32 protein-coding genes and 1 riboswitch are annotated in these 24397 nt (G+C 55.2%); of the genes, 12 read left to right on the plus strand and 20 right to left on the minus strand.

The annotated features are described in order from the left end of the window. The first annotated feature begins 8 nt into the window (after positions 1-8). Both J4G78_RS03850 and J4G78_RS03855 read left to right on the plus strand, forming a co-directional pair. Positions 9-200: a DUF3008 family protein gene (locus J4G78_RS03850; RefSeq protein ID WP_207988630.1), complete on the plus strand. Its 192-nt coding sequence runs from the start codon at positions 9-11 to the stop codon at positions 198-200. Beyond that, complete coding sequence (locus J4G78_RS03855) at positions 187-564, plus strand: Mpo1-like protein (RefSeq protein ID WP_207988632.1); 378 nt, start codon at positions 187-189, stop codon at positions 562-564. The genes J4G78_RS03850 and J4G78_RS03855 overlap by 14 nt, the downstream gene beginning before the upstream one ends. Here J4G78_RS03855 and J4G78_RS03860 read toward each other — a convergent pair. The 3 genes from J4G78_RS03860 to J4G78_RS03870 form a co-directional block, all read right to left on the minus strand. Then, positions 561-1544 carry an alpha/beta fold hydrolase gene (locus J4G78_RS03860; protein WP_207988634.1) on the minus strand — a complete coding sequence of 328 codons (984 nt, stop codon included), beginning with the start codon at positions 1542-1544 and terminating at the stop codon, positions 561-563. The two genes, J4G78_RS03855 and J4G78_RS03860, sit on opposite strands and share 4 nt — an antisense overlap. Positions 1545-1662: 118 nt before the next feature. Continuing rightward, positions 1663-1869 carry a cold-shock protein gene (locus J4G78_RS03865; RefSeq protein ID WP_207988636.1) on the minus strand — a complete coding sequence of 69 codons (207 nt, stop codon included), beginning with the start codon at positions 1867-1869 and terminating at the stop codon, positions 1663-1665. 222 nt (positions 1870-2091) lie between these two features. Then, positions 2092-2556, minus strand: coding sequence for a DUF3429 domain-containing protein (locus J4G78_RS03870; protein ID WP_207988638.1), 465 nt, complete (start codon positions 2554-2556; stop codon positions 2092-2094). Between the two features lie 84 nt (positions 2557-2640). On the opposite strand from J4G78_RS03870, the gene J4G78_RS03875 reads away from it, so the two are divergent. The 5 genes from J4G78_RS03875 to J4G78_RS03895 all read left to right on the plus strand — a co-directional run bounded on the left by J4G78_RS03875 (position 2641) and on the right by J4G78_RS03895 (position 4972). After that, on the plus strand, positions 2641-3291 hold the full coding sequence (locus J4G78_RS03875) for a hypothetical protein (protein WP_207988640.1): 651 nt from the start codon (positions 2641-2643) through the stop codon (positions 3289-3291). 49 nt (positions 3292-3340) lie between these two features. Further along, positions 3341-3769, plus strand: coding sequence for an ion channel (locus J4G78_RS03880; RefSeq protein WP_243457213.1), 429 nt, complete (start codon positions 3341-3343; stop codon positions 3767-3769). Further along, entirely contained in the window at positions 3766-4218 is a 453-nt protein-coding gene (locus tag J4G78_RS03885) for a DoxX family protein (RefSeq protein WP_207988642.1), read from the plus strand. The genes J4G78_RS03880 and J4G78_RS03885 overlap by 4 nt, the downstream gene beginning before the upstream one ends. A 60-nt stretch (positions 4219-4278) precedes the next feature. After that, the gene (locus J4G78_RS03890) at positions 4279-4428 is read left to right on the plus strand and encodes a hypothetical protein (protein ID WP_207988644.1); all 150 of its coding nucleotides are present in this window, start codon (positions 4279-4281) and stop codon (positions 4426-4428) included. Positions 4429-4525: 97 nt separating this feature from the next. Continuing rightward, positions 4526-4972, plus strand: coding sequence for a GFA family protein (locus tag J4G78_RS03895; protein WP_207988646.1), 447 nt, complete (start codon positions 4526-4528; stop codon positions 4970-4972). A gap of 27 nt (positions 4973-4999) precedes the next feature. Here J4G78_RS03895 and J4G78_RS03900 read toward each other — a convergent pair whose 3' ends face one another. The 3 genes from J4G78_RS03900 to J4G78_RS03910 form a co-directional block, all read right to left on the minus strand. Then, positions 5000-5953: a cyclase family protein gene (locus tag J4G78_RS03900; protein WP_207988648.1), complete on the minus strand. Its 954-nt coding sequence runs from the start codon at positions 5951-5953 to the stop codon at positions 5000-5002. Between the two features lie 40 nt (positions 5954-5993). Beyond that, positions 5994-6380 (minus strand): EthD domain-containing protein, encoded by a 387-nt coding sequence (locus tag J4G78_RS03905; RefSeq protein WP_207988650.1) that lies wholly within the window; start codon positions 6378-6380, stop codon positions 5994-5996. A gap of 229 nt (positions 6381-6609) precedes the next feature. Continuing rightward, positions 6610-7062, minus strand: coding sequence for a PaaI family thioesterase (locus tag J4G78_RS03910; RefSeq protein ID WP_207988652.1), 453 nt, complete (start codon positions 7060-7062; stop codon positions 6610-6612). A 176-nt stretch (positions 7063-7238) separates the two neighbouring features. Here J4G78_RS03910 and J4G78_RS03915 point away from each other — a divergent pair, with 176 nt between their 5' ends. The 3 genes from J4G78_RS03915 (at position 7239) to J4G78_RS03925 (ending at position 9762) form a co-directional block, all read left to right on the plus strand. Continuing rightward, positions 7239-7466 carry a hypervirulence associated TUDOR domain-containing protein gene (locus J4G78_RS03915; RefSeq protein ID WP_207988654.1) on the plus strand — a complete coding sequence of 76 codons (228 nt, stop codon included), beginning with the start codon at positions 7239-7241 and terminating at the stop codon, positions 7464-7466. A gap of 147 nt (positions 7467-7613) precedes the next feature. Continuing rightward, positions 7614-7763, plus strand: coding sequence for a hypothetical protein (locus J4G78_RS03920; protein WP_207988656.1), 150 nt, complete (start codon positions 7614-7616; stop codon positions 7761-7763). Positions 7764-8106: 343 nt separating this feature from the next. Further along, the gene (locus J4G78_RS03925) at positions 8107-9762 is read left to right on the plus strand and encodes a hypothetical protein (protein ID WP_207988658.1); all 1656 of its coding nucleotides are present in this window, start codon (positions 8107-8109) and stop codon (positions 9760-9762) included. Positions 9763-9851: 89 nt separating this feature from the next. On the opposite strand, the gene J4G78_RS03930 is transcribed toward J4G78_RS03925, so the two are convergent. The 3 genes from J4G78_RS03930 to J4G78_RS03940 are packed head-to-tail and all read right to left on the minus strand — an operon-like array spanning position 9852 to position 11961. Next, positions 9852-10583 (minus strand): aspartate/glutamate racemase family protein, encoded by a 732-nt coding sequence (locus tag J4G78_RS03930; RefSeq protein ID WP_207988660.1) that lies wholly within the window; start codon positions 10581-10583, stop codon positions 9852-9854. Beyond that, the gene (locus J4G78_RS03935) at positions 10580-10975 is read right to left on the minus strand and encodes a hypothetical protein (protein ID WP_207988662.1); all 396 of its coding nucleotides are present in this window, start codon (positions 10973-10975) and stop codon (positions 10580-10582) included. Before J4G78_RS03935 ends, J4G78_RS03930 begins: the two co-directional genes overlap by 4 nt. A gap of 59 nt (positions 10976-11034) precedes the next feature. Beyond that, on the minus strand, positions 11035-11961 hold the full coding sequence (locus J4G78_RS03940) for a beta-keto acid cleavage family enzyme (RefSeq protein ID WP_207988664.1): 927 nt from the start codon (positions 11959-11961) through the stop codon (positions 11035-11037). A gap of 149 nt (positions 11962-12110) precedes the next feature. On the opposite strand from J4G78_RS03940, the gene J4G78_RS03945 reads away from it, so the two are divergent. Together J4G78_RS03945 and J4G78_RS03950 are read left to right on the plus strand one after the other, a co-directional pair. After that, complete coding sequence (locus J4G78_RS03945) at positions 12111-13322, plus strand: GGDEF domain-containing protein (RefSeq protein WP_207988666.1); 1212 nt, start codon at positions 12111-12113, stop codon at positions 13320-13322. Between the two features lie 101 nt (positions 13323-13423). Beyond that, positions 13424-13966 (plus strand): lipocalin family protein, encoded by a 543-nt coding sequence (locus J4G78_RS03950; protein ID WP_207988668.1) that lies wholly within the window; start codon positions 13424-13426, stop codon positions 13964-13966. 107 nt (positions 13967-14073) lie between these two features. Here the strand turns inward: J4G78_RS03950 and J4G78_RS03955 are convergent, their stop codons facing one another. The 11 genes from J4G78_RS03955 to J4G78_RS04005 form a co-directional block, all read right to left on the minus strand. Then, a complete protein-coding gene (locus J4G78_RS03955) occupies positions 14074-15108 on the minus strand; it encodes a hypothetical protein (RefSeq protein WP_207988670.1) in 1035 nt (344 codons plus the stop codon). Between the two features lie 192 nt (positions 15109-15300). Then, a complete protein-coding gene (locus tag J4G78_RS03960) occupies positions 15301-16248 on the minus strand; it encodes an alpha/beta fold hydrolase (protein ID WP_243457214.1) in 948 nt (315 codons plus the stop codon). Positions 16249-16296: 48 nt separating this feature from the next. Further along, positions 16297-17175, minus strand: a complete 879-nt coding sequence (locus J4G78_RS03965; RefSeq protein ID WP_207988672.1) for an efflux RND transporter periplasmic adaptor subunit — start codon at positions 17173-17175, stop codon at positions 16297-16299. Positions 17176-17356: 181 nt separating this feature from the next. Continuing rightward, positions 17357-17887: a hypothetical protein gene (locus tag J4G78_RS03970; RefSeq protein WP_207988674.1), complete on the minus strand. Its 531-nt coding sequence runs from the start codon at positions 17885-17887 to the stop codon at positions 17357-17359. 188 nt (positions 17888-18075) lie between these two features. Then, entirely contained in the window at positions 18076-18303 is a 228-nt protein-coding gene (locus J4G78_RS03975) for a hypothetical protein (protein WP_207988675.1), read from the minus strand. 4 nt (positions 18304-18307) lie between these two features. Then, on the minus strand, positions 18308-20218 hold the full coding sequence (gene thiC, locus J4G78_RS03980; RefSeq protein WP_207988677.1) for a phosphomethylpyrimidine synthase ThiC: 1911 nt from the start codon (positions 20216-20218) through the stop codon (positions 18308-18310). Between the two features lie 40 nt (positions 20219-20258). Continuing rightward, positions 20259-20369, minus strand: a riboswitch (TPP riboswitch). 83 nt (positions 20370-20452) lie between these two features. Continuing rightward, positions 20453-21583, minus strand: coding sequence for an EAL domain-containing protein (locus J4G78_RS03985; protein ID WP_207988679.1), 1131 nt, complete (start codon positions 21581-21583; stop codon positions 20453-20455). Between the two features lie 115 nt (positions 21584-21698). Further along, positions 21699-21989: a CtrA inhibitor SciP gene (gene sciP / locus J4G78_RS03990; RefSeq protein WP_207988681.1), complete on the minus strand. Its 291-nt coding sequence runs from the start codon at positions 21987-21989 to the stop codon at positions 21699-21701. Between the two features lie 290 nt (positions 21990-22279). Continuing rightward, a complete protein-coding gene (locus tag J4G78_RS03995; protein WP_207988683.1) occupies positions 22280-23155 on the minus strand; it encodes a MipA/OmpV family protein in 876 nt (291 codons plus the stop codon). A 52-nt stretch (positions 23156-23207) separates the two neighbouring features. Continuing rightward, positions 23208-23624: a DUF2141 domain-containing protein gene (locus J4G78_RS04000; protein ID WP_207988685.1), complete on the minus strand. Its 417-nt coding sequence runs from the start codon at positions 23622-23624 to the stop codon at positions 23208-23210. Next, positions 23605-24366: a sterol desaturase family protein gene (locus J4G78_RS04005; RefSeq protein WP_207988687.1), complete on the minus strand. Its 762-nt coding sequence runs from the start codon at positions 24364-24366 to the stop codon at positions 23605-23607. Before J4G78_RS04005 ends, J4G78_RS04000 begins: the two co-directional genes overlap by 20 nt. Between the last annotated feature and the right edge of the window lie 31 nt (positions 24367-24397).

Here is a 24397-nt window from a genome sequence, read left to right on the forward strand (position 1 = left end):
AGACCGATATGCCAGCAAAATCGAAAGCGCAGCAAAAAGCGGCCGGTGCGGCATTGTCTGCGAAACGCGGAGAAACCAAAGTCAGCGACTTGCAAGGGGCATCGAAAGATATGTATGAGAGCATGACGGAAGCGCAGCTGGAAGATTATGCCAGCACCGATCATGACGACCTGCCGGAGACCGTGGATGACGACGAATAGACCAGAGACGAACAGACCAAAGACAAATAGGCAAAAAGAACATCAAAGCTTTGCAACATTCTGGCCTTTCTATCTGCAAGAGCATGCGAAACCGGCAACGCGTAACTTGCATTATGTCGGAACCAGTCTGGTCGTGCTGATCGCCCTCTATTCGATTGTCACAACCAACTGGCCACTATTGTTGGCCATGCCGCTGGCGGGCTATTTTTTCGCCTGGATTGCGCATTGGCGGGTCGAGCAAAATCGTCCCGCAACATTCACTTATCCGCTATGGTCGCTATTCGCCGATTTTAAAATGTGGGGTCTTTGGCTAACCGGGCGTTTGAAGCCAGAGCTTCAAAAGGCAGGAGTAGATCAGGCCTAACCAGCCTCTTCCAGCTCCCCTTCCGCCGTTTTCATCGCTTCGGTTCCTTCGATCCAGGTGCCAATATCTCTAGCCACTTGATCCGGTGTTTCTTCCATCGGCAAATGGCCTGCATCCGCGTAGGTAATCAGCTTCGAACCCGGTATCGCCTGTTCAAATGCCTTCGCATGAGACAGCGGAATTACTTTGTCCTGTTCTCCCCACAGCAACAGCACGGGCATTTCTAAGGTCCCGACCTCTGTCCATTTTTCTGGTTCCCGCGCTGTTTTTCCGCGCGTTACCGCGGCTTCCCTATTGCCGGGAAAGCGCAGCAATTCCCAATAGCGGGTCACCAGTTCATCAGTCAGCCGCTCCGGCTGGGCAAAGTTTTCTTCCAGCGAAGATCGCACCAGAAATTTTGGTGTGATTTCCGGTAATAATAATTGCCCGATAGATGACTGCGCCAATCGCGCGCCAAGATAGGGCTTTACCTTTTCCTCCGTTTGCGCGCCTGAGGCATCGATTAACACAAGCCCTGAAACCCGATCCGGCACCGCAAGACCGGCGCGCCACGACAGCCAGCCGCCCATGCTGTTACCAACCCAATAAGCCTGTTCAACATTTAATGTATCCAGAACTTTCACCGCCGCAGCTATATTCGCATCGGCGCTATAATCGCCATTCGCCTGCGGGCCAGTAAGACCATGGCCATATAGATCGAGCGAGATTAATCGATATTTTTCGCCCAACAAGGCCACAACCGGTTCCCAAGTTTGGAGCAGGCTGTTCGAACCATGAATAAGCAAGATCGCTGGGCCATCTTTGTTGCCTTCGTCGCGATAGTGGATTTGCCCGCCAAGACCATCATCGAGAAATTGCGAAGCCTCATTGCTATATTTGGCGATCATTTCTGCCCGATCTGTATCGGGCGTTCGAAATATGAAAAATGCAGCGACCAGAATGACGGCCAATGCCACTAAAATACGAAACGCGATTTTCAAGATATTGCCCCTGCTAAGATCAGATCGAGATAATACATATCAACCGACCTGTAGGACAGACAAAAAAGGGCGGAAGCGCTCTTGCGCTCCCGCCCTTCCAAATTTTTAACCGAATAGTTTAGGCTTGCTGAAGGTTTACAGCTGCTTTTTTACCATTGTTGCCGGTTTCAACGTCATAGGTGATGCGCTGCTCTTTTTCGAGCGTCTGCATGCCGGCAGCCTGAACGGCCGTGATGTGCACGAAGCTGTCATCGCCGCCATCTTCAGGAGCGATAAAGCCATAGCCTTTGTCTGCGTTGAAAAATTTTACTGTGCCTGTAGGCATATTCTTATTCCTATTCATAACTTAATTATATCTGGTCCTGCTTATAGGCGGAACCAGACGGGGTCGCCAACGTCGAGAAAAAGGAAAAAAGAGCATGCGGGCCGTTTTATGGGCCGCTAAACAAGAATTTCGTCGTACGCGATTATTAGCTGCAGCGGCCCATAGCAGTCTATTCGCTGGTTAGCAAACCGCTTGGCAGCGGCGATGCGCCGATGCGAGCCATTACGGCGTTGAAATCAGTGCGATGGCCGCCATTGTCAAAGTCAATATTCCCAATCCGACAGATAAAATCCAGCGTAACGTCAACAGCCAGGCAGTTTCGATCCCCGCTGCAACCAATCGCTGATCCACCAGCGGCGATGCGATAATGCACAGGCCAAGCAACAGCATCGATGGACCCGGCCACGACAGACCCAATATCCAAGGTATGTAAGTGACAAGCGCAATCAGGCTCGGCAAAATAGCCGCCACATATACCCAATCCGGAGCGTCTTCATGCATGGCCGCCAGCCCCCACCAAATCCCGCCGAGAAAACTGAATATCAACGCAGCATAGGCATAGGCCACAGCCAGCGCGCTCCATTGCCATTCGGGCGGACCAAATAGAGCGGCCAAAGTCAGGAACAATGGCGGCAACAAGCCGGCCAGGCCAAGCACGCGCGGGGCAATGGGAATATTCTTTAACATGCCAAGCCGTTAACCGAATTTATTGCGCAATGCCACCATCGCGGCTCTTTCCCTCGCAGACGATAGAGTGTAGCGCTTTGTCTTATGAAACAGACTCTTACTATCTCCAGAGCAGTATCTGCTGCCATCCTGATCACCGCCCTTTCTGCTTGCGAGCCGGGCCCACCGCCAATTGCCCCTGATCCATCGCCGCAGGACGTCTATTTTGAGCGGCTGTCGATGCTTTGCGGCAAAGCCTATCCCGGAAAGCTTGTTTCGGATCAGGAAGCCGACGCGGATATGATGGATCAACCAATGATCATGCACGTGGCAACCTGCGATCAGAACGAGATTCAAATCCCATTCCATATCAGTCAGGCGGACGGAACGTGGAACCGGTCGCGGACATGGATTATCACCCGCACCGAGGACGGCCTGCGTCTGAAGCACCGGCACCGCCATGAAGACGGGTCGCTCGATACGGTCAGCAACTATGGCGGCGATACGGCAGACGATGGCTCCGAAGATCGTCAGGAGTTTCCGGTCGATGATGAATCCATCGCGCTGTTCGAAACGGCAGGTCTTGATCAATCGGTCACCAACACTTGGGCGGTTGAGATCAGCCCACCGGGTGAGCAAGAAGCCCGTTTCGCTTATGAATTGCGCCGCCCCGAAACATCGGGTGGCCGTTTTTTCCGCGTGGCGTTTGATCTGGCCCAACCGGTCGATGCACCGCCGCCGCCCTGGGGGGACTAAGCGCGATCATCGCTTGACGTGAACGTCGGTCTTTGCGCACAGTCTATTCATGCTTCCAGCCCTTCTCGTTAGCACCGGCATGGTTCTGCTTACCGTTATCATTCACGGGACCGGAATATTTGCGCTGGCCCGCTTTTTAAGGATCGAGGCCCGCGAGGAAGCGGAAGAGCATATACATCCCATGTCGCTGCGCGGTGTCGGGGTAACCTTGACGCTCGTACTTGGGCTATTCGTCCTTCATGGCATCGAAATATGGGCTTATGCTTTTGTTTATTTGGTACTCGATGCGTTACCCACTCTTTCGGATGCCGTCTATTTTTCCACCATTACTTATGCGACCACGGGATATGATGATGACGGATTTGCCGAGGCCTGGCGAATGGTTGCTGCGATTGAAGGCGTCAATGGCATCATCCTGCTCGGTTGGTCGACCGCATTTTTTGTCACAGTTGTCGCGCGTATGGGGAGAAGCCGATGAACAACCACCAAAAAGACTCGATTTTGCGTAGAATTTTCCGGCTGTTATTAGCAGTCTTCTACCTGCTCGCTGGGATCGCGCACATTCGAAGCCCCGGAGGGTTCCTGGCAATTACACCCGACTGGGTACCCTTCCCTGAGCAAGTCGTTTTCCTGACCGGCGTGGCAGAAATTGCCGGAGCCATCGGCCTGCTCATCCCGCCGACACTGGTCCCGCACATCCGCTATGCCGCAGGGATCGGGCTGGCACTCTATGCGCTGTGCGTGTTTCCGGCGAATATCAACCATGCGATCAACAATATCGCGGTTGGCGGAGAGACCGCCAGCTGGGCCTATCATGGCCCGCGCCTGCTGTTTCAGCCTGTCTTCATCTGGTGGGCCCTTATCGCTGGCAATGTCATCAACTGGCCGTTTCACCGCAAGAAACCACAGCCTCTGGCCCGGCCCTGAACAATTTATCAAAACTATGTTATGCTTCGTCCAGAAGCGAAATTTTGGAAGGAAGGCCCAATGGAACGCCACGGAGATGAAGTCTCAGTCACGGAGAAGGAAGCCAGCAACAAAACCAGCCCCCACGGGGTGCGATGGGTATTGGGAATTTCCCTGCTCGCCGCGCTGATTGCGATGTCGCTGGTCTGGATCATACCTGCCCTGTCCTGATACCGCACCAAGCCTCGTCACTTGTTGATCCCGGTCAATTGATCAGCTCCTTATCTCCCATATAATCCCGCAAGGAATTTGCAGCAGGAGAGCGAAGATGACCAATACCGCCAAGACGCCCGAAACAAGCGAACACAAAGGCCATTGCCTGTGCGGTGCCGTCCAGATCACCGCGCATCAGGCCAGCAGCGAGGTCGGTGCCTGCCATTGCGGCATGTGCCGGCGCTGGGGCGGTGGCCCGGCCTTTGAGCTGGATTGCGGCACCGATGTCACCATAACGGGCGAAGACCATATCGCCATTTATAACTCCTCCGAATGGGCGGAGCGGGCTTTTTGCAAAGCCTGCGGCACCAACCTGTTCTACCGCCTGAAAGAACCCGGCCAATATATGATTGCCAGTGCGATATTCGACAATGAAGAGGGTCTGAACTTCACGACACAAGTCTATATTGACGATAAGCCGGACTATTACAGCCTGGCCGAACAAACCGAAAATCTGACCGGCGCTCAGGTGGAGGCGCTATACGCCCCTCAATCCGGATAGGGTTGCGACCGGCCCGCTACCGGCCGGCTATCGGATCGCCACCGGATTGATTACCATCTGCACCGCGCCTTTAAATCGCGGCTGGCCCAGCACGAACATAAACTCGGTCGCTCCATCTTTGGCCAGCTCTGCCGTGTTGATACTCTCAAGCACATGCACGCCATGTTTGGTCAATAAAGTCTGGTGCACGATAAACGGCTTGGTGGGATCTTCAAACGGGATCGCCTCTAGCGCTGCGGTATCCGCTCCGATCATCACCACGTCCAGCGAAGCAAGATATTCCGCGCCCTCGACACCCAGTCCTGGCTGCTGCGCAATGTAGCCTTGCGGATCGCTGGCGCTCTTTGTCATCCAGCCGGTGTGGAATAACACCACATCGCCCTTCCTGATCGTCACGCCCGCCGCCTTGGCCGCTGCGTCAATCTCTGCACGGTTAAACGCGGTACCCGGATCAAGCACCGCCTTGCCATAATATTTCGTCATATCGAGTAGCACACCGCGCGTCGCAGTCGGCAGGATCGTTTCCGTTCCGTATTGCGTTACGCCCGCGGGGGAATAGAGCTCGTTTCCCTTCACGCCATTATAATAATGATGGTCGATGCCAAGATGCGCAAAGCCGTCAATCTGGGTACCGATGCCAACCCAGCTGTGAATAATATCATCATGCGCGGTGACTTTATTCGCGCCCATTGCGCCGCCCTGCCCGTCATTGGATTGCAGAATCGTCGCGCTATAGGATCGCGGCGGATAAGCGGGGGTCGTCGGCCCCGTCACAACGCCCAAAGCATAAGTCTTGCCGGTTTTGACCAGCTTCGCCGCCTCGATTGTGCCAGCGGGCGACAGGTTGTTCATCGCACCCTTGGTATCTTCTGCACCATATTTGCTGGGATACCAGTTCTTCTCCCCCTGCTTTTTGGCGTCTTGTGCCAATGCCGGTACGGCCAGGATCGCCCCTGCCAAAATCAATCCCAAAGCGCGCATCTTCTCTCTCCCTTTTTGCTGTCCCTAGCATTGCCAACTTTTAGTCACCAATCACCACATTTTCCTCCACCATGAAAAAACGGCTGCGGGAAAAATCGATAAAGGTCGCTTCGTCTTCGGCAAGGATTTTGCCATGACGCTGCCCCTCTTCGGTGGCCAAAGCCGCTTCAAAAGTTTCCCGACTTTCCCACCAAAGCTCTGCAACGCCATCAAAATCATGGACATTATCGCCAATTGCTATGCCCCGCGCCTCTGCCGCCGCTTCGGCCATCGGCATCGCATAGCTGTGGCACTGAACATAGCGTTTAATCCCCAGCGCTTCTTTGGCCGCCATGACCTTGGGCGCATGGTGTGTGCGCCAGTAATCCTGAAAGGCCTCACGAGGCATTTCGGGACGACGGGCAAGACAGAAAGTCAGTTTGATCATGGGTTTTCCATCACGAATTTTTCAGGACCAGAAATTCTACACATTATACGCAAAATGGTGGTGAAATTCGGTTGAACAGAGTGCTGACGGCGATGAAGCGTTTCGCCAAGACGTCAAAAAATCTGCCCATCTTATGCGGCGGGGATGATATATTCCGCTAGTCATGCGGCGAACATAACAGAAGCGCATGCCTGTAGGAAAGCAGATTGGGCAGCAAAACCGGCCATCCCTATTTCTTGAACCCATGGCTCAAGAGCTTCACCGTCACCTTCGCTTCGGCCACCGTCTCGCCGCTAACATCTTTAATCTGCATCTCGGCCAGATATCCAGCAGAGCCCTTGCGCTCCAGATCAGCCTGCAAGGCAGCAATATCATCCGCGCTCAAACTATATTCCGCCGTCACATCGCTGGACGCCGGTTTGCGGAAATCGACATATAAATCCTTGATGATCGGAAAAAAGCGTTGCTTGTCGAGAAAATCAATCGCCGGGGTCGCGGCGGCCGCCTCAGCCAGCACTGTAAAAGCGCCCATATACATCACGCCGACATGATTTTCATTCCCGGCAAGCGGCATCAGCATATTCACATAACCCGCCCGCTTTTCGGCTGGCCGCATCCCGGTGCGCTCGACAAAGGGAACGCTATATTTTTCGGTCTGGACAGTTTTGCTGTCGGTTTGCATTGGCGCGGGCTCCTTTGACCAGCAAACTGGCATGCGGCTTGGCCAAGGGAAATGCGAGTTTATGATAGTGCGTGTTTACGATAGTCGTGTTTTTAAGATAGCCCGGGGGCACCCAAGTCAACGGAACCTTCCCCTCATGTACCCGTATGTAATACGTAACCAAACAGGAGCACGTCATGGCGAACAGCAACAGCTTTCAAACCAACCAATATGTCGAGTGGGACTGGGGCAATGGTACCGCCAAGGGCCAAATCACCGACCGCTTCGAACGCGACGTCACCCGCACCCTGAAAGGCAGTGAAGTGACCCGCAACGGCAGCGAAGACAACCCCGCTTATCTGATCAAGCAAGAGGATGGCGATGAGGTTCTGAAACTGGGAAGTGAGCTACGGGCAGCGGACTAGAACGCCGGACCGACAATATAGCAGCGGTATAAACTTTCTTTTTTTATTAGATGGTTAACCATTTTTTCTGCGACAAGTGACGCCCATCACCCGGTCCAAATTATCATGCCGTCATAACCGCTCCATCAACAACGATGGAGACGATAGATGAAAAAGCTGATGATCCCGATGATTGCCCTGACCCTTGCTGCGGCTGCGGCTCCGGCCCATGCCAAATCTGCCAGCGATGATTTTAGCTGGGACCAAGTGCGCTATTATATTGGTCTGTTATTGCCTGCTGTTCAAAAGGCACGCTGATCTAGCGCCACTTCCAACCATTATATATCAAACCCGCCTGCGCTATGCTTTGGGCGGGTTTTTTTAATATCCGCACTTCGCAAACTTGATGGGCGCCAAACGCCTCAATGTAATTTTTTACATATAAAATCAGAATCTTATTCGATTTTTATGCGTGATAATCCAGAATATGTCGAATTTTGCCTATTTTCTCAAATAGCGTTCAATCTATTACATGTACATCGATCAGTTTGATCGAGAGTCTGTTGGGTCGCAACGACGAGTCGCACAAAAAACTCAAATACGGGTCGCGCTTCGGCGCAGCAATAGTGCTGCGTCAAACCCTGAACGACGGAGTTTGACGATGTTAAAACCAGCAGAATTTTTAAAAGATGTAATGATCCACGAGGCTTTTCAGCCGCAGTTGAAAGAATGGCTCAAGGCGTGGCGATTGAAGACTTATGTCGATATCCTGATCGTCGTTGATGGCGGCATTTCGATCTCGCCCAATGGCGGTTTCGGCGTCGGTGCGGTGATCGACCTGATCCGCAGTGCAGAGGTTGGTTGTATGCGATTTCGCATCGACCTTGCGACCCGTAATGGGTCCACTCCGCAAGTCATTGCCAATCCCGGACCGAACGGTTTCAAATATACCGGGTTTGAATTTGACATGACGGATGGCGGAACCGATGTGATTGATAAATATGAGCAAATCTGGTGCTTTGGTATCAATCCCAATACCGCAAGCACCAATGATGCGATCATTGATCAGGCGAGCAACAATCCGACCAATGATCAGGAGCTCGAACGGCTCGACCAATGGATGTCGGAGAAGAAAGGCGGCCTGTTCGGCACCGGAGACCATCATGTTCTGGGCGCATCCATGTGCCGGAAAATCCCCCGTCTGGGCACGATGCGGCGCTGGACCAATGCCGATGGCGTACCGCCTGTCGGCAGCCCGGACCGGATTGACACATTGCGCCCACCCGAACCGGTGGCGAATTTTCAGGCCGGCGGACCAGGATCATTGAGCAACGGCGCGCATCAGGGCGACCTGACCGTGCAACCGATCCGCTGGACCACATGGCGCTCGGCCTATTGGCCTTTCCCGTTTCGGCGCAAGCGGCCGCATCCAGTGCTATGCCATCCCACGCTCGGGCCGATTGATGTGATGCCGGACCACGCGCATGAAGGCCTGTGCGTCAATTCCCCTGACCTCAGCGCGACCAAACAGTTTAATGGTGATCTGGAATATCCCAATGCTGTTGGCGGCGGATCGAAACCAGAACCGCAGGTAATTGCCTTTGGCAGCAATCTGGACAGCGATGACTGGAATTTCAGCAAGGGTGAGCAACCCGGCCGGACCAATAATCCGATGATCTCTGTCTATGACGGGCACCCCGCCGATGTCGGACGGGTAGCGACGGATGCGACCTGGCACCACTGGATGAATGTCAATATCGACCAGATCAAGGCCGCCGATAATGATGACTGGAAAAAGATCAGCCGATATTTCATCAACCTCGCGACCTGGCTCAATCCGCCAGGATTCTCGACCCGTTGCCTGTATCTATCGGTGGTGGCGAGCCATATCGAATATCCCGGATTTCAGGAATATTACGCCAAGACGCCGACGCTGGAGCTCGGCCATGTGCTGCGCCGACACCTCAAGCTCTATTACGGACCATGCTGGGTCACCGAACGGATCTGGGATCTCGTGTGGGAGCTGGAGTTAATTCCGCGCAAGAAGCTGTTTGACATGCGCCGCGAATTTGGCCGGATTGATGTTGACGAAGAAGAGTTTGAAGCGCTCGTCCTCGGCAAGATGGTCGAGGCAACAATGAAGCCAGCCGAGCAGCTCAAAGCCACGATCAACGGCGACATGAAGGGATTGAAAGCGCTGCCAGTGCCGGAGAAACTCTTCGCGAAACCCGTGGCCGAGGCGCTAAATGCCTTTGCCAAAGACAAGCGCGCTTTGATGAAAGTGGAACGCGACGCGCTCGCCAGCTTCAAGGCCTGACGCGCCTTATCATCTAATGACAAGCGGGAGCTGCACATCGCGGCTCCCGTTCTACGTTGTGATCTGCGGCCGTCATCTGGCGCTTAATCTCAAACCACGCCGCCCGACCAGATTGGCATTACCCGCTCACCTAGCGCCACGGCAACGGCGGCTTTTGCTTGTAGGCGGGTGCTGTCCAATATCGGCAGCGGTGATGTCTCGTCGGTGATCAGCAACGGGATTTCCGTGCAGACCAGCGCCACGGCGTCACAGCCTTTGCTTTGCAGATTGCCGATGATCCGGATAAATTCCGCGCGCGTCTCATCGCGGAAATCGCCAAGGCACAGTTCGTCGAAAATCGCTGTATGAATGATCTCTCGATCATCGGCTGCGGGGATGGAACGCTCCAGTGACCGGCGGGCCAATGCATCCTTGTACACCGGGCCTTCCATCGTCCAGTTGGTGCCGAGCACAGCTATATGCCGCCGCCCGTCCGCCTCTGCCTGCGCGGCAACGACCTCGGCAATGTGCAGGCAAGGGATCGGAAAATCCGGACCGGGCTGCTCCAGCGCAATATGCGCGGTATTGTCGGGCAGGATAAAGAAATCCGCGCCTGCGGCTGCCAACCGCTCGGCATCTTCCCGGAAAATCTGCCGCAGTGCCGCCAGATCGTCGCGTTCCCATAACTCCAGTGTTGGCGCCATTGCTCCGCCGCTCATCGTGATCCGCGGATGGTCATGCGCGCCCATCTTGCGCACGCCTTCATGCCAGACCGTGCGGTAAGACAGGGTCGCGCCTTCCGCGCTATGGGCGAGTATGCCGATATGGAGCGGGTCGCTCATGGGGCTTCGGGGTCAAGCACAATCCCCTTAATTTCCGGAAAATCATCGCTCATAACATTGCCGCCGCCGTCAACCTGTTGCCCGATGCCAAGCGTCACCGTCGCGCCGCGCCCGATATAGGCTGCGGGCATTTCCTGTTCGGTATACCAGTCCGCACAGATCCCGGTGCTGCACAGCGCCGTTTTCCGCTCGCCTGTCGGCCTGTCTTTTGGTCGATAGTTGAGATAGCAATTGTCGCCGCATTCAAAGCCGGTGATGACAATATGCTCACGCTGCTCCGGTGGTGCCATGGTGCTCCATGCTGGCTCGCCGGCTGGCGATACACTGGAGGCGCAGGCGCTTAAGGCCAGCAGCGCGGCTCCAAAGGTTGGAATTTTAATCCGTTTGTTCATGACTGCAGTTGTTCCACCGCGCTACCGCTTCGTCAACCGCATCGCTTGATCAAAGCGGTCTATGCGGCAAAGGGCACGGGATAGGTCGGCAGGTTCAACATCGCCGCCGCCTGCTCCGGCGTCGCAATCGGGCGCCCCAGACGCCCGGCCAATGCTACGACTTCCTCGACCAGTTCGACATTGGTCGGCGTGCGCGGGCCGCCATAGGGCTCTATCCCGACCTGCACATGGCCGCCGCGTTTAATCGCTTCTTCCGCCAGACCGCAGCCGACACAATCATCGCCAAAAGCGGACACGGACCACGGCAGATCGCTGCCCTCAATCATCTCCAGATAGGCGTCCAGCGCCTTGGCCGTGGGCGGCAACCCGAACGACATGCTGTCCGCCCCGAAATAGAATTTCATGATCCCGCCCGGCGGCAATTTTCCGGCCCGGTGCAGCGCCATGATGAACTTTACAAAGCCGGGTTCAAAGATCGAGATGCTCATGCCCAGCTTCAACCGGCGGCAGGCCTCGACATAATAGTGGCTGTCATGCGCGTCATTGCGATAGACCAGCTGCGTCGGAGCAAACACGCCATCTTCCGTCGGCACGGACACGCTGAAACTGCCCGGGTCGCACAGGCCCTGCGCGATCAAGCCTTCCTGCGCCATCGCTTCGATATGGGCAAAGCGCACCTCCACAGGCACATTATCTGATTGTGGCCCGCCCGGATCGGCAGGCATGGTCGGCGTCAATATCGCATCGGGGCGAAGCGCGAGCAGCTTGCGCCACGGCCGCGCATAATCCTCCGCATCCATCGCCCCCGTCTTCCCGAACACCGGATCGCGCGTGTGGTTATGCACCAGCGCCGCCCCCGCTTCCATACATTCGACCGCCTGCGCGACGATATCATCATCTTCATAGGGGACATTTGGGTTCTGCTCCGGCTTGACCGAGCCGTTGAGCGAAACTTCGATAATGAGCGGTGTATCAGCCTGGATCATTTTAAAACCCTAGCAAAGATGGGACCTATTGGGAAAGTGCCTTGGTTTTCGCTCTTTCGTACCATCGCAGCGGCCATTTTTTCCGCCCATTAACAATCTGTTATCCAAAACCGCATAAGAAAGTTCCTCACTCTAATACGGGGAATGGAATGGCGAACGCCGCCTATCAGGACAGCTATACCGTTTCACCGGACATTCCCGATATCGGCAAAGACGAAGTCGCGCGCAAACTGATGCTCGACGGGCTGGAGCGGCGGATTGCCGGACAGCTTAGCGTTATCATACCGGTCGCCGTGATCGGATGGATAGCGAGCCTGACCGATAACCGCGCCCTATGGATGTTTCTGGGCCTGCAAATAGTGGCACAGCTGGCCATTGCCGGCACATCGCAATGGCTGCGCCGTGCCGTTGAGGCGGGCAAAAGCGCTGCGATCCGCAAAAGCCTGTGGATGGTCGCCGAGGCATCCAGCGGCATCATATGGGCCGCGATGATGCTCGACGTCGGGACGCTGATTGGCGGATCGGATGCGGTGCTGACCACCTGGGTCACGATATTGGTGACCATGGTCGTATCCGTCCTGCTCGCCGCGCCGATTGCCGGCATTGCTTTCCCGCTGCTTGGCGGATTTACGGCGGCGGTCGTCGCGGGGATATGGCTGTTTGGCAAGGATTTCAGCAGTTTTGCCGAACTCGCACTGGCCTTCATGTGTATCGCCCTGTTCATCATTGCCAAGGCGGTCAATCTTCAGGCGCATAAAAGCTGCCATGACGGGATTGAGGTCGAACGGCTGAGCCAGCGGCTGGCGGAAGAGCTGCGACGCACGTCGTGGCTATCACAGCATGACAGAATGACCGGCCTGTTGAACCGCTCCGCCCTGCACGAACGCATTGCGGAACTCGGAAATATCCCGACCCCCCTGATCCTGCTCGATATCGACCATTTCAAACAGGTCAACGACAGCTATGGCCACGGCCAGGGCGACGAGGTGATCGCCGCTGTGAGCGCCTGTATCCGCGAAACACTGGACAAAACGGCGCCCGATGCCCTGGCCGCGCGCTGGGGCGGTGAGGAATTTATTATCGCCCTGCCCGACTGCAATGCGCCCGACCATCAAGCAGATGCCGCCGAAATCGCAGAAACCCTGCGCAGCGCGGTGGCGAAACTGACGCATCCGGACTGGCCCGCGCGGCTGCGGGTCACTGGCTCGCTTGGTGTAGCATATGGCCCTGCGAGCGCCTTTTCCGCTATGTTCAAGAGCGCGGACAGTGCGATGTATGACGCCAAGGAACAAGGCCGGAACCGGGTTGTCTGTGCGGATGATCGGAACGGCAAAGTCATAAAACCCGCCCGCGCAGCTTGAGCATCGGCCAGAGCATCGGCGCGATCCCTATAGGCACCAAACCCCCTATTCATAGTCGGCTCACGCGCGCCTAGCTATGCTGCATCGCTATGGAGACCATCATGAAACTATCCGCCAAACTAAAGCTCTCGCTTAGCCTGATATCCTTTGCCCTGATCAGCGCCTGCGGTGGCAAGCCCGGACCCGTCGGCAATAGCGCGGTGCCAGAGCCCGCCAAGGCGGTGGAACTGGATCGCTATCTCGGCAAATGGTTTGAAATGGCGCGCTATGAAGCGCCGTTTCAAAAAGGCTGCGACGGCGTGACCGCCGACTATTCCCTGCGCGATGACGGCAAGATCAAGGTCATCAACAGCTGCACCAAAGAAGGCAAGACCACCACCGCCAACGGCAAGGCGAAAATCGTCGAGGGCAGCCGGAATGCGAAGCTGAAAGTCTCTTTTTTCGGCCCCTTTTACGGCGATTACTGGGTGCTGGACCGGGCGGAAGATTATAGCTGGGCGATTGTCGGCGAACCCAGCGGGCGCTACCTGTGGATGCTCACCCGTCAGGCGCAGCCCGAGCCGCAAGTGCGTGCCCGGATTGAGGCGCGGGTGAGAGAGCTTGGCTATGACTGGAATTTGGTGAGGGTTACGGATCAAGGTTGATTTTGCTAATTTTGATGGCGCACATCAGGTTCGCGCGACCGGCTACAGTTACCAGAGTAACGCGACACGAAGACTGCTCGCTGGCCAAAAAAACTCAGTGCTAGCCGCTAAGGTTCGAGCCAACCGCTCACGGTGCCCTGAATGACAAGATCAACATCATTTACCGATACCGCATTGGGTTCTGGCCGAAAATAGCTGAAAGCCAAACCATATTCGCCGCCGAATGGGCCAAACAAAGCACCGTTTAGTGCTGTTACCCCCCCGAAACTACCACCGTTCGGTAAGATTGTGCCTGACAGCGTAAGAAGCTCCAAACCCATTGTTGATTGCCCGGTAAATCCACCAAGGTCAATGGTATTTCCCTCCCGCGTTCCAATAAAATCGATTTCTATCGTTGCGCTACCATTGAAGGGAGAAACCTTGAGCTGGACGCTTCTCGCGTCAAGTTCATACTCCTGAAAAACGCCGTTTTCCTTTACTAGCGCAACCCCAGTAATATCAAAGGGGTTATAGGTCAGACTGGACTGATTGAGCGCGTCCGCAATAGGTGTCGGAGCACCCAAAACACAGCTTGTTTTTGTTGACTGATCTGCATTGACACCATTTAATAATGTTTCTGAAACTCGAAGATATTCGACCGGAGCATCACTGTTCAACAGCGTGCTCACCGGTCGAGTCTGAATCAATGAAAAGCTGTCGGTCCGATTGTCAAAAGCCGCCGGTTTTTCATATTGTATGACAAGCGCCGTTTGGGAAATCTGATCAGACAATGCGAAGGTTTCCGATAGCAATGTTCGGTCCCTGACGCGATAAGTTTCGCTGGATTCCAGAAAAGCGATGAGGCCATTGTCGGCAAATTCTGCTAGTGCAGCTGGCGCCGAGTTAGACAGAAAATATCCATGACAAGCTGCGAAATAGCGACGATCACCGGTTAATGCCGAAAAACGGGTATTATTGTCAGTAACCAACGTTGTCGTCGGTGTTGGGGTCGGTGCCGGGGTTGGGGCAGGTGTAGGTGTTGGCGTCGGGGTGGGGCTTGGTGTCGATGGCAGAGTAACCGGAGGCGAACTCGAAGAACTGCCTCCTCCACAACTAGCCAATGCCGTTGATAACAGCAATGCTGGAACAAGTTTTACTTTCACGAAATACGCCCCTTTATTAGTATAGTTTGTTTAGTTCCGAGGTTCAAACCAGTCAACAGCAATAGTGCGTTATATTCGTTGATAGTATCTACCGCTCAAGTCAAAATCATAGCGCTACCTCGTGAGACTGTCGCTGCTAACAAACTCATGAACTGGCAGACAAATCGTCCCGGCCTTTTATAAAGCTTCCAATCACAACCCACCCCGAAACTCCGCATAAGCCGCCATCACATCCGCAGCCCCTTCGGTCTGCGGATAATGGCCCAGATGGTCCAGCCGCCATGCAGGCACCTCCGGGTTCAGTGCCGCGACCGCGTCGACCAGATGGCCGCCGGAGACCGGGTCCTGGGTGCCGTTTATCAGCGCGATCGGGCATGGCGGGTGGGTCAGCTGGGCTTCCCAGCGGGGGCCGTGGGTGCGGCGGTCGGCGATATAGTGGAGCAGCTTATGCTGCAGCCGGTGGCCGCCATTTGTGCGGATGACGGCCCAATAGGCGTCGAGTTCCGCTGCGCCGGGCTGCGTATCCTTGCCGAAAACCTCGCTAAAGCTTTTGCCGAAACGCTCCCGGTTCATCAGGCGCACGAACAGCCAACCAAAGGGTCCGGTGAGCAGCTTTTGAATAGGCCGCGCGCGATGCTGCGCGGGGAGCAGGCCGCCGTTGAGAAAGGCGCAGCTCAGCAATTCGTGCGCCATCTTGCCCTCGCCCTGCCGCGCGAGCAATTCCTGCCCCGGGCTGACGCCATAATCATGGACGAGCAGATGAAAACCCTGACCCAATAAAGTCTCGGCCAGATAGGCCGCGAGATCACTCTGTTCCTGCAGATCATAAGGATGCCGCGTCGGCTTGTCGGAAAAGCCAAAGCCCAGAAAATCAAACGCCACCACCCGATAGCGCGCGGTGAGCTCCGCCCACATCGGCAGCCAGTCGAGACTGGAGGTCGGAAAGCCGTGGAGCAGGAGAAGCGGCGGCGCGGATGGGTCGCCACCGGTGCGGACGAATATCTGGTGGCCCTGCCAGTCGACAAATTGTCCGTCTTTGCGCCATTGCTCTACGCTTTGCGGGGTGATTGAGGCGGGGTTCTCAATGGTCATGATACTTGGTTCCCTGTTATCCGGTTGCGGCGCTGTGTCGCAGCTCACCACAAGGAACCCTTGCAACGCTAGGCTGGATTTAGGCACGTGTCAAAATCAGCGTAGCCGCTTGAATCCTCTGCCCACAATTGCCCAAAAAAGCTCGCTGCTCACGTTCGCCATTAATCGGGAAGATTTCGAGTCTTTGATTTGGCGGCACTCGTAGTCATCATCATGGAAGGTCAGGCATTTGAACTTTCGCGCCGCATATTCAATTTTGACCCAGCCATGCTTGTTATCGCGATATTTGAATCGGGAAAAAATGACATAATTGCCGTAAGCCGAGTTGCGGCTGAGCAGTTGCGTGTCATAGACACTGCCAGGCAGGTAGCTATTCCATCCCCACGAACTGGCATCCGCTCTGATGATGGCATCTACCTGATTCATCGCCTGCTCCACGGCGCGATTGTCCGCCGCGTTGCCTTTGACAACGACAGCGGTGGTCAAATCCTCCCCCGGCACGCTGCTGGCATATAGCCGCTCCAACCTGGCGGCACGTAGCTTGGCACCCGCTTTCTCGGCCCGCGCAATCTCTATCCGGCGCTCCTGCTCTGCGACTTCGGCGAGATAATATAAGCGGTCCAGCTCGTCCGCCCGCGCCTGCTCAATACGCCGCCTGTTCTCGGCCTTGGCGTGCTCAACTCGCGCCTCTTCCATCAACGCTTCATGCTTGCGATCCCGGTCTGCTTTTTCTTCCGGGAATGCCTGGTCGCGAAGTTCCTGCAGCCGTGTGGCAAAAGATTTTCCTGAGCAAAGTGACCGCAGACCAAAGCGCGCGGTTGAGACGGCAGGTCCCGGCCCTCTAACCGCATCGCGAAATGCCGTGTCGAATTCGCTTTGCGGTATGCAGGTCCGTTCGTCTTCTGCCTTAGCTGTCACTGGATGTATCAAAAGCCCAAGACTGACAAACAGACTTGCGCGTACAGATTTTATCATTGCCCACTCCCCCGAGTTTTGCTGTTGTTCGATAGGGCAGCGATCCCCACGATCGCTATAACGTTAAGAGCGTTCCCAATTTAATCAATGCAAAAATCAGAAGAAGCCTTTGAAATCGAAACAGCAATCGCTTCGCCACGGCCTGCAACAATATCCTGTATGGGATGCGCATTTGCCGGGTTCAGATATCCGCCAACACATCGCCCAGCTGGCGCACCCGTGCGCGGACCGAGGCGGTGCTGTCTTTGGCCGCGGCGCGCGCGGCATCGCGGGCGGCCGTGCCATATTCCGGGTGCTGGACAGCGATCCGGCATAGCGCGTCCACCGACCAGGCGCGCAGGAACGGCCGGTCATGATGAAGCAGCGGCGTGAGCCAGCGATCCATGGTTGCTGCGCCGTCGGCGGAGAAGCTGAGATAGGCCGCGCTCTGACAGATATGCAGCTGCGCCTGCCAGTATCGGATCGCCGGAATTTCATCCCACAAGGCTTCGCTCTGCGCCGCCGAAAGCACCTCCCCGCGTTCGAGCGCCGCCTTGATCAGCCAGGTTGCACCGCTCGACACATCCGCCTGATCATGCGCGGCGAGCGCGATCACTGCGTCGAGATAAGCGGCCTCGCCCCCATATTCGGCTTCAATCTCCCCCAGCATGCTGACCGCCCGGCCATCATAGACCTGAAGACGGGTGAGCAAGGCGGCGGCAGACAGGGCCATGGGACAGGTTTACTCCGCTGGTTTGTTGCGTTTATCCAGTGATAGCATATTCCGTCATCCCGGACTTGATCCGGGATCCAGAATGTTGGTCGGTGTATTCCGCTCTGGATGCTGGATCAAGTTCAGCATGACGAGTGATGATGTATGTCTCGTTCTTACCCACCGGCACAACTTTCACTTCGGCTACCTCATCCGTCACGCCGCCGACCAAATGCTAGAATGATCACGCCTATAATGATCAGAACGACCGCAATTCCGCCGTACATCGTGACCGCTTGCGCCTCGTAGACCACCCCCTGAGCAGCGTCGAAATAGCGACCCTGCTCATTATAGGGCAAGCTTCGACGCTGCCAGAAAAGGACGCCGGGCACAGCTGCGGCGATCAACAGGAATATAGCTGTGAATCGCCTTAGCATCGCATCACTCCACCGGTTCTTCCACCTCATCTTCGGGCAAATAGAGTCGATCGCCCTTTTCCTTATATTTCTCAGCCATTTCGCGCATGCCTTCTTCCGCTGCGGCCTTGCTTGCTGCGGCGGTATCGGCGCCCAGCTTTTCCGAGGCGATAAAGCCTTCGGCGCTCTGGTTTTGCTTGCTGGCAAAGTCGCGCACTTCCTGGCTGATTTTCATGCTGCAGAATTTCGGCCCGCACATGGAGCAGAAATGCGCGGTCTTGGCGCCTTCTGCTGGCAGCGTCTGGTCGTGATATTGCATCGCGGTGTCGGGATCGAGCGACAGGTTAAACTGGTCGCGCCAGCGGAACTCGAAGCGTGCCTTGGATAGCGCATCATCGCGGACCTGTGCGGCCGGGTGGCCCTTGGCAAGATCGGCGGCATGGGCGGCAAGTTTATAGGTGACAACGCCAACTTTCACATCGTCGCGATCCGGCAGACCGAGATGCTCCTTGGGCGTGACATAGCAAAGCATCGCCGTGCCGTACCAGCCGATTTGCGCCGCACCAATACCGCTGGTGATATGGTCATAGCCGGGCGCGATGTCGGTGGTTAGCGGGCCCAATGTGTAGAAGGGTGCCTCGCCGCAGACTTCGAGCTGCTTTTCCATATTCTCCTTGATCTTGTGCATCGGCACATGGCCGGGGCCTTCGATCATCACCTGTACGTCCGATTTCCACGCGCGGTGGGTCAGCTCGCCCAGCGTATAAAGCTCGGAAAACTGGGCTTCGTCATTGGCATCGGCAATCGAGCCGGGGCGCAGGCCATCGCCAAGGCTATAGGCGATGTCATAGGCTTTCATGATTTCGGTAATGTCGTCAAAATGTTCGTAGAGGAAGCTTTCCTTGTGATGGGCGAGGCACCATTTGGCCATGATCGATCCGCCGCGCGAGACAATGCCGGTGACGCGTTTGGCCGCCATCGGGACATAGGGCAGCCGCACGCCGGCATGGATGGTGAAATAATCGACGCCCTGCTCGGCCTGCTCGATCAGCGTATCGCGGAAAATTTCCCAGGTCAGGTCTTCTGCAACCCCGCCAACTTTTTCGAGCGCCTGGTAAATGGGTACGGTCCCGATGGGCACGGGGGAGTTGCGGATGATCCACTCGCGCGTATCGTGGATATTGCGGCCGGTGGAGAGGTCCATCACGGTATCCCCGCCCCAGCGGATCGACCAGACCATCTTGTCAACTTCCGTCGCAACGTCGGATGCCACGGCACTATTGCCAATATTCGCGTTGATCTTCACGAGGAAGTTGCGGCCAATCGCCATTGGTTCGGTTTCTGGGTGGTTAATATTGTTGGGAATAATCGCCCGACCACGCGCCACTTCGTCCCGCACAAATTCCGGCGTGACATAGTCGGGGATGGACGCGCCAAAGCTTTCGCCGTCGCGCTTATATTCTTTCAGCCGCTCCCGCCCGAGATTTTCGCGTTCAGCGACATACTCCATTTCCGGAGTGATGATGCCTTTCCGGGCATAGTGCATCTGACTGACATTCATCCCTGCCTTGGCACGTAGTGGCCGTTTCACGACATGTGGGAATTGCGGGACACCGCCGCTGCGGTCAGGGCCGAGCTGGCCATTATCTTCGGGCTTGATCTCACGGCCGTCATAACTTTCGACATCGCCGCGCGCTTCGATCCATTCGCGGCGCAGTTGTGGGAGGCCCGCGTTGATGTCGATTAACGCATTCGGGTCGGTATAAGGGCCGGATGTGTCATAAACACGCACCGGCGGTTCGCCACCTTCGAGATGAATTTCGCGCATCGCCACGCGAATGCCAGAGCCGCTATGCGCCGCCACATGCACTTTTTTCGAGCCACTTATCGGGCCAGTGGTTACGCCAATTTCGGTCTTTGCAGGAATGTCGGCCATAGTCTTTACTCCAGTTGCCGGAGTGAAGAGGCGGGATTTTTGTCTAACACCGCTCCCTCCCTCCGCCCGGGTTAACGGGATCAGGTTCAACGGGTCGCGGCTTATTCCGCTCTCAACCTGCTTTTGCGAACAGGCTCCCCGGGGATGAGTCGCAGGTTAGTGCGGCTATCGCAGAAGGTCCAGCGAAGATTATCTATGGTAGCGATAGAAGCTGCGTGACGAAGCGCGAATTTCCTACCAGCCGGGGACGAAATATTTTGGCGGGACCGCACAGCCCCAGTAAAACCCCTGCCCGAAATCCGCGCCAAGCAAGCGCGCCTGCGCCAAATGATGTTTGGTTTCAATCCCTTCAATCACCGACCGCGCTTTACGACCACGGCAGAATTCCAGCATCGACGCCAGCAGGGAGATCGGGATATCGCCGTCATAGCAGGCATTGAAAATCGTCTTGTCGATCTTCAGCTCATCAAACGGGATTTTGGCAATACGCTCCAGATTGGCGAGACCGGTGCCATAATCATCGATCGATATCGAAAGGCCATGGCCCCGAAGGGCGTGACAGACCGCAGCTAACCGATCAACATCAACCACGCGGGCCTCTTCAGTAATTTCCAACATGAGCTGGCCTGGCTTAATATCCGCATGCTTCAAACGGCTGATCAGCGCGTCGACAAAGCGGCGGTATGTCATCATGATGGCGCTGCAGTTAAAAGATACCGGCACCGGCTTACCGCGCTTGGCCAAAGCTGTAGCAAGCTTGATCGATTCATCGACCACAACCAATGTCGCCTCAACCTCCACAGCCACGTCGACCAGATCGGAAAAGATGATCGCCGGATTGAGCGCGCGGCGTGTCTTCACCCGGGTCAGCGCCTCATAACCGACAATTTTATCGTTATCCAAAGACTGTTTGGATTGAAACTCAACCGACAGGTTCGGCAACAACCGGTCGGTTTCAACCAGCGCGCAGACATAATCCAAGTCGTTGACGGTGTGACCACTAACATCCGCCATGCGTCCGATTAAATTGCACAATGTCGGCACAGCATATGGCTTTTGCAGGCGCTGCACGACGCTGGCCGCATCAAAGGCGAGTGCATCATCGCCGCTATCCTTGGGATTCGGTGTCAATATAACCGGCATCGATGGGCGCAATCCCGCAAAACGATCGAGCAGGCCATGGCCGTTTTCCCGCATGCTTTTAGGATCGACGACCAGCGCATCCGGTCCAAAGACCAGACTGGCTTCCTCATCCAGTTTCGAAAACACACAGGCGACCGCAATATCATGCGCCTCCAGATCGTCCTGCAAGGATCGGGAGAGCGCGTTTTCTTCTTCAACAATAATGACTTTGGCTGTGGACATGACAGGACCTCAATAGGATGGATTTCAGCTCCAGCTGCGCTGGGCGAAAATTTGTTCAAATGGGTAGTGGGGGCGATTGGGCGCTGTCACATTAAGTCACAAGGCCCCATAGCTGCTACGCAGTTATTTTCTGATCGCGATATTCTTGCATATGGGTGATGCTTAAACCATTCATGCCGGAACGATGAATCGCCTGCTGCCAAGAGATCAGCTCTTCCAGCGACAAATTATAGCGCTCACACGCTTCATCAGTCGTTAGCAGTCCGCCATTTACGGCGGCGACAACCTCTGCTTTGCGCCGAACAACCCAACGGGTTGTGTCTGCTGGCGGCAAATCATGTTCGGCTAGCGCTTCCCCAAGCGGACCAATGACTCGTGTTGCTTTTGGTAGTAATACGTCTTTCATACGGAACCTCAATTCTGCCTTGCGGCGTTGCCCTGTTCCTATGCCCGACGCTGAAAATGGGCCGAGAATGTTAAGCCATTTTAAATTTATGTGGTTAACAACCCTTAATGCGCGCGTTTTGTCGCAAGTGGCTTTTGGCGCAGCCAATAAGATGGATCTGGCCCCTGAAAAAGCGCGTATGACATCGCCAACAGCAACCGGATACGATGCTGTAAAGCCTGTTTGTTCGTGTGAATTATGGCTGCGCGATTGATATCAGCCAAAGCGCAGAATATATCAGGGCGTTACGATTAGAACGTATAACCTACGCCAACCGCTCCGAAAAACTGATCCGCATCGCCCCGAATTGAGGTGACCGGTGAACGTTTGGCATCTTCAAGCAACCGCGAATAACCGCCCAGTACGAAAAGGCCAAAACCGCCATTGGTCACATCGCCGTCCAGATCAATGCCAGTGAATATTGTGGCACCAACATTTTTCCAACCACCTTCTGCGCCAAAGGTCGGAAGCCCACTGGCAGTGGATCCAGCTTGGTCGATACTGAAATAATAATCCGCATAATCGTCATCAACATATTCAGCATTGAGGGCGAAGCTCACTGCCACGCCCCGACTAAGCGGCGTAAAATAGGTCAAGCTGGGAAATACAACCATACCGCTATGCGCGCCAGCAACATCCCAGCGTAAATCGACTTGAGCGGTAAGCGAGTCAAACGGGTGCAAAACCCGGTTAACCTGGATACCGGCGACACCGCCCAGTTCAACAGCGACATCAAGCTTGCCAAGACTACGTACAACATCATCTTCAATCGAATTGTTGCGATCAAAACGCGCGCGGACGACCGGCCCGAGCACGAAATCAATTTTCGCGCCATCGGTATCAGGAATGACATCCACCGCAACGCCTGGTCCGCGGGGCTGAAAATCGAGGCCAGCGAAACTGCCGATGATCACGGGCAGAGGTGATATGACATAATCGTCCGATCCGTCATAGCTGGGCCCAACCCCAACGCCCCCGCCGATAGTGACATAGTCACCATCAAAAACGCTCTCGCCAGCGGGAGGTCCCTGCTCTTGTGCGTGCGCTGCGGTTGAAAGAATAAGCGCAGCACCCAATCCAGTGATGTAGGCAGCAGCGTTAAATTTTGCGGGGGAATGATTGATCATCTGACTATAATGGTACGAACGCTAAAAAGTTCCAAGTGATTTTCGAAATCATTCACAAAATATATTTCATTTTCACAGCATAGTTCAGATTGCTACTCTCAACTGTAAACTGAGCCGATTTGAATTTGGGTGGTCCCATGCCAATTTTCGGATTACGAGAGAAACCAAAGCCTTCGCGCGGCAGAAACAGGCGCATGTCCATCTTACCATTGGCATTTTCATCGTGGATAAGGGCGACCGCATAGGTGCCGGGTTTCACATTGGCAATTTGCACATTGCCAGCACTGGATGCCGCCACTTTGATTTTACGTGCTGTCTTGTCTTTGGTGCAATCGGGAAAATATTTGGGATTATTGCTCAAACATACGAGAACATCGCCTTTTTTCGACCGCAGGTTAGAGACCGAAATATCAACCGAAGCCGTTACAACTGGTGCGATTATCGCTTGATTAGCCCCTGCTCCGCTCATTGGCAGTGCTGCCAACACGATCCCCGAAACTGCCAAGCCCAAGGTCAGTACCGCAGACTTGGTCCCAGAACCGAAAATATAATCCATAATTGCCCCTATACGCACTGTGATGTTTTTCATGATGGGTAGCGGTTATCAGCCCTTTCCCTAACGGACCGTTAACCAACCAACGCGGAAATAACTCCCACCCCATATGATTGGTCACTCCCATAATTGTCATGATAAGCAGGACAAGACCCAATACGCCGACATGAATCGGAATTACGATGACCAGAGCAGGAATAACGACTGCCCCACTTATCGCTTCCAAAGGGTGAAAACTCATTGCTGCCCAAGCAGTTGGCGGCCGGCTTTCATGATGAACCGCATGTGCAATCTCAAACCAGCCGCGCCTGTGGAGCAGCCTGTGGGTCCAGTAAAACCAAGTGTCATGAAGGAACAGATAAAGCAATAACGACAGCGGCACGTACCAAAGCGGGTACATGCTGAAATCAGTGTAAATTTTTGTCCAACCGGCATTTTGCCAGCCCCAGGCGATGATCCCGGCTGGAATGCCATAAATAGCGGCCGAATAGAGTGACCAACGAATTTCTCTCGATATCTGTGGTTTCAACCTGTCATATTGACCGGGCCGGGCGCGCTGCGTCAGCCAGGCAAAAAAACCACTGGTTATCAGATAGCGGACTCCGACAATGATGGTCATGGCGATGGCGGAGAGGACGATGGCAAGCAATAATTCCATTGGCCGTAGAATAGGTCATATCTGATCGAAG

Source organism: Parasphingorhabdus cellanae (genome assembly GCF_017498565.1).
In the GTDB taxonomy this organism is placed as follows: domain Bacteria; phylum Pseudomonadota; class Alphaproteobacteria; order Sphingomonadales; family Sphingomonadaceae; genus Parasphingorhabdus; species Parasphingorhabdus cellanae.